Origin of the sequence: Cryobacterium algoritolerans (assembly GCF_004402785.1) — a bacterium.
GTDB lineage: Bacteria > Actinomycetota > Actinomycetes > Actinomycetales > Microbacteriaceae > Cryobacterium > Cryobacterium algoritolerans.
On record NZ_SOFP01000034.1, the window covers coordinates 1 to 9,802 of the forward strand.

Below are 9,802 nucleotides of genomic sequence, written 5' to 3' on the forward strand. Positions count from 1 at the left end.
CACGCGGGGCGCGGGCACGCGGGGCCCGGGCACGCACGGCCGGGGCACGCGCGGCCCGGGCGCCTCCGGGGAGGGAAACGTGTTCGACGGTGGACTCATCGTGGGCGACCAACTCCCGGGTCTGGGGCATCCGTTGCCTGTGAGTGCGATGGTATTGCCGATCCGGCGCTTTGGCCAGAGTTCGCGATGCCGATCTGGGACGCTAGAGTTTGAACTGGCCAGTATGTCTTGATGTCGAGCTACATTCGGCTCTGCACACTGTGCCCACACCCCCTCGTACCCAGCAGGAACGCCAAGACGCGGATTGGAAAGAGCAGCGTGGATCTTTACGAATACCAGGCCAGAGACCTGTTTGAACAGTATGGAGTTCCGGTTCTGCCGGGCATCATCGCGGATACCCCTGAAGAGGTGCGCGCGGCCGCAGAGAAGCTCGGTGGCGTCGTCGTCGTCAAGGCCCAGGTCAAGGTCGGCGGTCGCGGAAAGGCCGGCGGAGTGAAGGTCGCCAAGACCCCCGAAGCCGCCGAAGCCGCCGGACGGGCCATCCTCGGCCTCGACATCAAGGGCCACACCGTCAACCGGGTCATGGTTGCCGGCGGGGCGAGAATCAAGCAGGAGTTCTACTTCTCCGTGCTGCTGGACCGGTCGAACCGTTCCTACCTCTCACTCGCCAGCTACGAGGGCGGCGTTGAGATCGAGGTGCTCGCCGTCGAGAAGCCCGAGGCGCTCGCCTACGTGGCAATCGACCCGACCAGTGGCATCGACCTGGCAACGGCCCGTGAAATCGCGGTCGCCGCGAAGTTCCCGGCCGAACTCGTGGAGAAGGTCGCCCCGGTCTTCGTGCAGCTCTACAAGGTATTCACGGGCGAGGACGCGACTTTGGTCGAGGTCAACCCGCTCGTCCTCACCGAAGAAGGCGACATCATCGCCCTCGACGGCAAGGTGACCCTCGATGAGAATGCCGGCTTCCGCCACCCGAAGCACGCCAACCTCGAGGACGCGGCCGCCGCGGACCCGCTCGAGGCCAAGGCCAAGCTGAACGACCTCAACTACGTCAAACTCGACGGCGTCGTCGGCGTCATCGGCAACGGCGCAGGGCTGGTCATGTCGACGCTGGACGTGGTCGCCTACGCGGGCGAAAACCACGGCGGCGTCAAGCCGGCCAACTTCCTGGACATCGGCGGCGGAGCATCCGCAGAGGTCATGGCTGCCGGCCTCGACGTCATCCTCGGCGACCCGCAGGTCAAGAGCGTGTTCGTCAACGTCTTCGGCGGCATCACCGCCTGTGACGCGGTCGCCCGCGGCATCGTCGGCGCACTCGCCGAACTCGGCAGCGCCGCCAATAAGCCCCTCGTCGTGCGCCTCGACGGCAACAACGTCGAGGAAGGCCGTCGCATCCTCACCGAGGCCAACCACCCGTTGGTCACACTGGCCGCCACCATGGACGAAGGCGCCGACAAGGCCGCCGAACTCGCCCACGCCGCCCGCTGACCTGGCCTGTCGAGATCAAGGACTAAAGGAACAACATGTCAATCTTCCTCAACAAGGACTCCAAGGTCATCGTGCAGGGCATCACCGGCGGTGAGGGCACCAAGCACACCGCCCTCATGCTCAAGGCCGGCACCCAGGTCGTCGGCGGCGTGAACGCACGCAAGGCCGGCACCACCGTCGTGCACGGCGACGTGGAACTACCCGTCTTCGGCTCTGTCGCCGAGGCCATGGCGAAGACGGGCGCGGATGTCTCCATCGCGTTCGTTCCGCCGGCCTTCACCAAGGATGCCGTGATCGAGGCCATCGACGCCGGCATCCCCCTGCTCGTCATCATCACCGAGGGCGTTCCGGTTCAGGACTCCGCCGAGTTCTGGGCTTACAACAAGGCCAAGGGCAACAAGACCCGCATCATCGGGCCGAACTGCCCCGGCATCATCACCCCCGGTGAGGCGCTCGTCGGGATCACCCCGGCAAACATCACCGGCAAGGGTCCGGTCGGCCTCGTCTCCAAGTCCGGCACCCTGACCTACCAGATGATGTACGAACTGCGTGACCTGGGCTTCTCCACCGCGATCGGCATCGGTGGCGACCCGATCATCGGGACCACGCACATCGACGCCCTCGAAGCGTTCGAGGCCGACCCGGAGACCAAGGTCATCGTGATGATCGGCGAGATCGGCGGCGATGCAGAGGAGAAGGCGGCCGACTACATCAAGGCGAACGTCACGAAGCCGGTCATCGGTTACGTCGCCGGCTTCACCGCGCCGGAAGGTAAGACCATGGGCCACGCCGGCGCCATCGTGTCCGACGGGGCTGGAACCGCGCAGGGCAAGAAGGAGGCCCTCGAGGCCGCCGGGGTCAAGGTCGGCAAGACGCCGAGCGAGACCGCCACCCTGTTGCGCGAGGTTCTCGCGGCACTGTAGAAACAGCTCGCACGAGGGGCCCGCCTGACCAGGCGGGCCCTTCGTCGTCTGCGGCCCGTTCCGCTGGGCTGTCGAATTCGACGGAGAATATGCCCGGATCGGCTCGAAATGCCGCTGGTGCGCCTGAATCCCACAGAATCTCCGTCGAATTCGGCGGGCGCGGCGAGGGCGAAACGTGCGGCCCGCCAGGCCAAGTAGGCTCGGGGCGGATGAACCGTATAACGACAGCCCTGCTCGCCGCTCTCGAGGCGGTCATTGTCGTCGCCGTCGGCGTCGGAATCGCCCTCGTGCCGCTGACCGTGCTCTGGGCCACCCAATTCGGTCTCGCCATCGACTGGGTCGTCTTCTGGCGGGCCGCGGTGGACGTCTGGCTGCTCGGCAACGGCGTCGACCTGACCGTGCAACTCGACCCGGCCGTCGTCACCGCACTCGGGCTGCCCGGCGCGGAGGCCCCGTTCACGCTCACCATCGCCCTGCTCGGCTACGCCCTGCTGGCCGCGCTGCTCGGTCGGCGCACCGGCTCCCGCGCCGCCGCAACCCCGTACCGCTGGGTCGGCGCCGGGGCCGCGATCGCCTCCTACGGGCTGCTCGCCACCGCGCTCAGCCTGACCGCGGGCACGGATACCGTGCGCGCGTCACTCCCGCAGGGAATCCTCCTGCCCACGGCGGTCTACGCGGCCGGTGTGCTCAGCGGTGTGCTCGGCGGTGTACGCAGCGGCGCGCTCCACGGCCAGGCCGGTGGGGCCCTCGGCCGGCGCTACCGCACCCTGCCCGCCGTGGCCCGAGGCATCGCGGCGACGGCCCTGCGCGGTGGAACGGCCGCCGCCGCCGCCATCGTCGCGGTCTCCGCCGTGGCTCTGTTCGTGCTTATCCTCAGCAACTACGCCACGGTGATCGGCCTCTACGAAACGGTGCAGTCCGGCCTGACCGGCGGCATCGTGCTCACCCTGCTCGAGCTCGCGCTCATCCCCAACCTGGTCGTCTGGGCCGCCGCCTGGCTCGTCGGTCCCGGCATCGCGGTCGGCGTCGGCACCAGTGTGTCCCCGGTCGGCACTGTCCTCGGTTCCGTGCCGGGCCTGCCCCTGTTCGGTGTGCTCCCGCACGGCACGCTCGCCTTGGGTTTCCTCGGCCTCCTGGTGCCCGTGCTGATCGGCTTCCTCGCCGCGGCCGTGACCCGGCAGCGGCAGACCCGCACCGACACGGCACCGCCCACGATCCCGCAGCAGCTGGTCACCGGGCTGGCCACGGGGATCGTCGCCGGGATCCTGCTCGGTCTCCTCGCCTGGTGGTCCGGCGGTGCCTTGGGCCCCGGGCGGCTGGCGGAGGTCGGGCCGAACCCCGTCCTCGTCGGGCTGCTCACCGCCGTCGAAGTGGGCGTCGCGGCCTGCGCCGGGCTGCTGACGCCGCATCCGTTCCAGCGGGGCCGCGTCACACCGAAGTACGAACCGGCCGCCAAACGGTAGGCTCGTCCCGTGCTGTCAATGGTCGTCTTGATCTCAGGCGGGGGATCCAACCTACGCTCCCTGCTCGAGGCGTGCCAGGATGCCGAGTACCCGGCCAGAGTCGTCGCCATCGGCGCCGACCGGGACGCTGACGGCCTCGACCTCGGCGAAGAGTTCGGAATCCCGACCTTCACCGTGCCGTTCTCCTCCCACACCAGCCGGGAGGCCTGGGGCGAGGAACTCCTGGCCCAGATCCGGCAGTGGACGCCCGAGCTGGTCGTCCTGAGCGGTTTCATGCGCCTGCTCCCGCCGCGGGTGGTAGCCGCACTCTCTCCTCGGCTGCTGAACACGCATCCCGCCTACCTGCCCGAATTCCCCGGCGCCCACGGCGTGCGCGACGCGCTCGCCGCCGGCGTCACGGAGACCGGGGCCAGTCTCATCGTCGTCGACACGGGTGTCGACGACGGACCGATCATCGCGCAGGAAAGGGTGCCGGTGCTACCCGGCGACACCGAAGCATCCCTGCACGAACGAATCAAGACCGTCGAGCGGCGCCTGCTGGTGCAGGCCGTGCTCGACATCGCCAACGGACACGTCGACCTCGAGGAGCATTCCCAGATATGAGCGGGCACACCAACGGAAAGAGCCTGTACCGCGAGCGTGACATCGTGCCGGTGAAGCGCGCGCTGATCTCGGTCAGCGACAAGACCGGCCTGCAGGGCCTCGCCGGGGCCCTCGCGGCCGCCGGGATCGAGATGGTCTCGACCGGCTCGACCGCCGCGACCATCCGCGCCGCCGGCCATGAGGTGACGGATGTCTCCGCCGTCACCGGTTTCCCCGAATCCCTCGATGGCCGCGTGAAGACCCTGCACCCGGGCGTGCACGCCGGCATCCTGGCCGACCTTCGGCTCGAATCACACGAGGCCCAGCTCGACGACCTCGGCATCGCGGCCTTCCAGCTCGTCGTCGTGAACCTGTACCCGTTTGTCGAGACCGTGGAGTCCGGCGCCTCCCCGGCCGAGGTCATCGAGCAGATCGACATCGGCGGGCCGGCGCTGGTGCGCGCCTCGGCGAAGAACCACGCGAACGTGGCGATCGTGGTCGACCCCGACGACTACGACGAAATCGTCGTGGCCGTCGCCGGCGGCGGAACAACGCTGCGCCAGCGCCAGAAGCTCGCCTCGCTCGCCTTCGAGCACACTGCCAGCTACGATCTCAGTGTCTCCGCCTGGTTCACCGAGAACGTCTACGACCAGTGGCAGGACGACGTCGATGCCCTCGACGAGGAGATCCTCGAGCAGTTCGACGCCGTCATCGACACCAGCTTCGAGGCCGAAGCGTCGTTCCCCGACACCCTGGCCGTCCAGGCCACTCGCACGGCCGTGCTCCGCTACGGCGAGAACTCGCACCAGGCCGCGGCCCTCTACGTCGGCGACGGCGGCCAGGGCATCGCCCAGGCCGTGCAACTCCACGGCAAAGAGATGTCCTACAACAACTATGTCGATGCGGACGCCGCCGTGCGCGCCGCGTTCGACTTCACCGAGCCGGCCGTGGCCATCATCAAACACGCCAACCCATGCGGGATCGCCATCGCGGGCGCGAAGGCACCCGATGCGATCGCCGCCGCCCACCGCCGCGCGCACGAGTGCGACCCGGTGTCCGCGTTCGGCGGGGTCATCGCCGCGAACCGGGTCGTGACTCTGGGCATGGCCGAAACCGTCAGCCAGATCTTCACCGAGGTGCTCGTCGCCCCCGGCTTCGAGCCGGCCGCATTCGAGCTGCTCAGTGCGAAGAAGAACATCCGCCTGCTCGAACTCCCCGCCGACTACCACCGGTCCTCGCTCGAACTGCGCCAGATCTCCGGTGGACTGCTCGTGCAGGAGACCGACAGCTTCGACGACTTCGACTCGTCAGGCTGGACCCTGGCCGCGGGCGAGGAGGTCGACGCGGCCACCCGCGCGGACCTCGAATTCGCGTGGAAGGCCTGCCGTTCGGTCAAGTCGAACGCGATCCTGCTCGCCCACGGCGGCGCATCCGTCGGTGTGGGGATGGGCCAGGTCAACCGGGTCGACTCCTGCCACCTCGCGGTGCTGCGCGCGGGCGACCGGGCGGCCGGCTCCGTCGCGGCCTCGGACGCGTTCTTCCCGTTCGCCGACGGCCTGCAGGTGCTGCTCGAGGCCGGCGTCACCGCGGTCGTGCAGCCCGGCGGCTCGGTGCGCGACGAGGAGGTCGTCGCGGCGGCCGTCGCGGCCGGCGTCAGCATGTACTTCACCGGAGAGCGCCACTTCTTCCACTGACCCGCGCGCGACCGGCACCGCAGACTCTGGCACGATTAAAAGGTCCGTGGTGCCACCAGACGCGTCGCGGAGGGAAGGGCAGCCGTGTCAGACCTCAAGGGGTTCATTGAACCGAACTACCTGATCGCGCTCTCGGTGGCCATCGTGGCCGCAGTGGCGGCCACGGCGATCACAGCGCTCGTGTTCCGGCTGGTCGGCCGGAAGGAAGCGTGGGCCCGCACCCTGGTCGGGCTGGCCAGGGTTCCGTTCCGCCTGACACTGCTGATGGGCACCATGTGGTCCGTCAACACGCTGTTCCTGCAGAGCACAGCGGAGATCGAGCACCTGGTCGACTTCGTCTTCCGGGCCCTGTTCATCGCGGCGGCAACCTGGCTGGCCAGCGCACTGCTCTACTTTTTCGAGGAGGTCACCGCCGCCCGCTACCGCATCGATGTGCGCGACAACCGCGTCGCGAGAAGGGTGCGCACCCAACTGCGGATGCTGCGGCGCATCGGCGTCGTCGTGATCATCATCTGCTCGATCGGGGCCGTGCTGCTGAGCATTCCCGGGGCCGCGACCCTGGGCGCCAGCCTCTTCGCCTCTGCCGGCCTGCTCAGTGTCGTCGCCGGCCTTGCCGCCCAGTCCACCCTCGCCAACGTGTTCGCTGGTGTCCAGCTGGCCTTCAACAACGCCCTGCGCGTGGATGACGTCGTCATCGTGGAGAACGAATGGGGCAAGATCGAGGAGATCACGCTCACCTACGTGGTCGTGCACATCTGGGACGACCGGCGAATGGTGCTGCCGTCGACCTACTTCACGACGAATCCGTTCCAGAACTGGACCCGGCACAACAGCGAGCTGCTCGGCGCCGTCGAGTTCGACCTGGACTGGCGCGTCGACCCGGCCGGCATGCGCCGGGAGCTGGATCGGATCGTCGCCCAGACCGAGCTCTGGGACGGTCGCGTCGTCGTGCTCCAGGTGACGGATGCCGTCGGCGGCTTCGTGCGGGTACGTGTGCTGGTCTCCGCCGCCGACGCTCCCACCCTGTTCGACCTGCGCTGCCTGGTGCGGGAGAACCTGATCGACTGGCTCATCACCCACAATCCGGACGCGTTGCCGTTGGGCCGGATGGAGCTGCGGCGGGAATCTCAGCGGGAGCCTACGGGGGCGCGCGGGCTGAATGCATCCCATCCCGTGACCGCGCCCATCGGGCTCTTCTCGGGCGACGAGAACGCCAAGGCGCGGGCCGCGGAATTCACCACGTCGATTCCCGTGCAGGAAGGCCCGGCACTCGAGCGCTGACGAGGCTAGTCTGAGTCAGTCGTCGCGCCACAACCGCGGCCCCAACCCACCGGCCCACGAGGCCAGCAAGGAGAATCACCCATGACCCTCACGCAACCATCACCGTCGCTGGATGCGCTCGTCGGAATCCCGTTCACCCACGAACGCGTACTGATCACCACGGGCATCCGCTCTGGTCTCGTCATCACCGTGGCCGTGCACTCGACCAGGCTCGGCCAGGCCCTAGGCGGCGCCCGGATGTGGCAGTACGAGAACTGGACCGACGCCGTCGCCGACGCGCTGCGCCTCTCCGCGGCGATGACGCTGAAGAACGCGGCAGCGGGACTGAACCTCGGCGGCGGGAAGTCCGTCATCCACCTGCCGCTCGGCACCGCGCTCACCGAGGCGGAGAAGCGTGACGCGATGCTCGACCTCGGCGACGCGATCGAAAGCCTGGACGGCGCCTACATGACGGCGGAGGATGTCGGCACGAACGCCGAGCTGATGGCCGTCGTCAAGGAACGCACCGACCACGTCTGCGGCCTCCCTCAGTCGAGCGGCGGTGTGGGCGAGCCCGCAGAGGCGACTGCGGCGGGAGTCTACGCCAGCGTCGTCGCCACCCTTGAGGCGCTGTTCGGCAGCCGGGAGGTACAGGGCCGGCACATCGTCATCTCCGGGCTCGGCCAGGTCGGCGGCCGCCTCGCCACCGCGCTGGCCGGGTCCGGTGCCCGCCTCACCGTGAGTGACGTCAACCTCGCGCGGCGGGACCTGGCCGACTCGCTCGGCGCCAGCTGGGTGTCCGTCGACGTCGTGCACCTCGTGCCGGCCGACCTGTTCGTGCCGTGCGGCCTGGGCGGGGTACTCACCGCGCGCGTGATCGGTGAACTCAATGTGCTCGGGGTCGTCGGCGCCGCCAACAACCAGCTTGCCCAACCGGAGGGCGCCACCCAGCTCGACGCGCGCGGCATCCTCTGGGCGCCCGATTTCGTCGTCAACTCCGGCGGGGTCATCTACCTCGCACTCGCCTCAGAGCCCGGCGCCGACCCGGCCGTCGTCGCGGCGCGCGTGGAGGCGATCGGCGACACCGTGTCGACCATCTTCACGGATGCCCGCGAGCAGGGGATCACGACCCTCGCCGCCGCCGAGCACCTGGCCGCTGCCAGGCTGGACGCCGTGCGCCGCTGACGCCGGAGCCGTGCGGGCGGCGCCGTGCGGTTTGGATAGCCGCTGTGCGAGAGTCGCGCCTCTCGCGCAGCGGCGCACGGCCCGCGCCCGGGGCGGGTGCCGGGCCATACACTGGCGGGATGGAACCCGTCGCCGTGCCCCAGACCACCCCGAGCCGCGCCCTCGTGCGCCGGCCCGCCCGCAACCTCGCCGAGGGGCTCCTGACCCACATCGAACGCACCGAGGTCGATCCGGCGCTGGCCGAGATGCAGTGGCGCGGCTACGTCGCCGCCCTCGCGGCCGAGGGCTGGGAGATCATCGAGGTTGAAGTCGCGCCGGAGCTGCCCGACTCCGTGTTCATCGAGGACGCCGTGATCATGTTCGGCGACATCGCCGTCGTCGCCAGCCCGGGCGCGCAGACCCGCCGCGGTGAGACGGCAGGGGCCGAGGCCGCCGTGACCAGTCTCGGCATCCCCGTGCAGCACCTCGAACTGCCAGGGACGCTCGACGGCGGCGACGTGCTCAAGGTCGGCCGCACCGTCTACGTCGGGCGAAGCCTCCGCACCAATGACGAGGGCATCGACCAGTTACGGGGCATCCTCGCCCCCCGCGGGTATACGGTCGTCGCCGTGCCGATCAGTCGTGCGCTGCACCTCAAGACAGCGGTCACCGCGCTGCCCGACGGCACCGTGATCGGCTTTCCTCCGCTCGTCGACGACCCGTCGGTGTTCGAGAACTTCCTGCCCGTTCCGGAGGCGCACGGCACCGCCGTCGTCGTGCTCGACGACCGTACCGTGCTGATGTCGTCCGCCGCCCCGCGCTCGGCGGAACTCTTCGCCCAGCGCGGCTACCGAGTGGTCACGGTCGACATCTCAGAGTTTGAAAAGCTGGAGGGCTGCGTGACCTGCCTCAGCGTGCGCGTGCGCTGACGGTTTTGTCCCTTGCGCCAGGGGAATATCGGTCGTAGTCTGAAAGGCTGCCTGATCAGGGGGGCACAGTACCGAACACGACGCGCCCAGGAGGCCGACATGACAAAGACAGCACAGCGACAGCTCGCAGCGGATGCGAACCTCGGCGCTGCCTTTGGCACCCGCCTCCGCCCCGCCACCGCCGCCTAACCGGCCAGGAAACGCACCGGCACGACCGCACCGGCACGACCGGCCCGCACGACCGGCCCGCACGACCGGCCCGCACGACCGGCCCGCACGACCGGCCCGCACGACCGGCC

General features: G+C 69.2%; 8 protein-coding genes. All 8 read left to right on the forward strand.

Going from position 1 to position 9,802, the window contains the following annotated elements:
• The first annotated feature begins 318 nt into the window (after positions 1-318).
• The 8 genes from sucC (at position 319) to ddaH (ending at position 9,503) form a co-directional block, all read left to right on the forward strand.
• Complete coding sequence (gene sucC / locus E3O19_RS06530; protein ID WP_134566339.1) at positions 319-1,488, forward strand: ADP-forming succinate--CoA ligase subunit beta; 1,170 nt, start codon at positions 319-321, stop codon at positions 1,486-1,488.
• A gap of 35 nt (positions 1,489-1,523) precedes the next feature.
• Positions 1,524-2,411, forward strand: coding sequence for a succinate--CoA ligase subunit alpha (gene sucD / locus E3O19_RS06535; protein WP_134566341.1), 888 nt, complete (start codon positions 1,524-1,526; stop codon positions 2,409-2,411).
• 209 nt (positions 2,412-2,620) lie between these two features.
• Entirely contained in the window at positions 2,621-3,874 is a 1,254-nt protein-coding gene (locus E3O19_RS06540) for a cell division protein PerM (RefSeq protein WP_174776903.1), read from the forward strand.
• A gap of 9 nt (positions 3,875-3,883) precedes the next feature.
• Positions 3,884-4,477 (forward strand): phosphoribosylglycinamide formyltransferase, encoded by a 594-nt coding sequence (purN, locus tag E3O19_RS06545; protein WP_134566343.1) that lies wholly within the window; start codon positions 3,884-3,886, stop codon positions 4,475-4,477.
• Entirely contained in the window at positions 4,474-6,150 is a 1,677-nt protein-coding gene (purH, locus tag E3O19_RS06550; RefSeq protein WP_134566345.1) for a bifunctional phosphoribosylaminoimidazolecarboxamide formyltransferase/IMP cyclohydrolase, read from the forward strand. Before purN ends, purH begins: the two co-directional genes overlap by 4 nt.
• Positions 6,151-6,234: 84 nt before the next feature.
• A complete protein-coding gene (locus tag E3O19_RS06555) occupies positions 6,235-7,431 on the forward strand; it encodes a mechanosensitive ion channel family protein (RefSeq protein WP_241981240.1) in 1,197 nt (398 codons plus the stop codon).
• Positions 7,432-7,512: 81 nt separating this feature from the next.
• A complete protein-coding gene (locus E3O19_RS06560) occupies positions 7,513-8,595 on the forward strand; it encodes a Glu/Leu/Phe/Val dehydrogenase family protein (protein WP_134566346.1) in 1,083 nt (360 codons plus the stop codon).
• A gap of 119 nt (positions 8,596-8,714) precedes the next feature.
• The gene (gene ddaH, locus E3O19_RS06565; RefSeq protein ID WP_134566348.1) at positions 8,715-9,503 is read left to right on the forward strand and encodes a dimethylargininase; all 789 of its coding nucleotides are present in this window, start codon (positions 8,715-8,717) and stop codon (positions 9,501-9,503) included.
• Positions 9,504-9,802 lie beyond the last annotated feature (299 nt).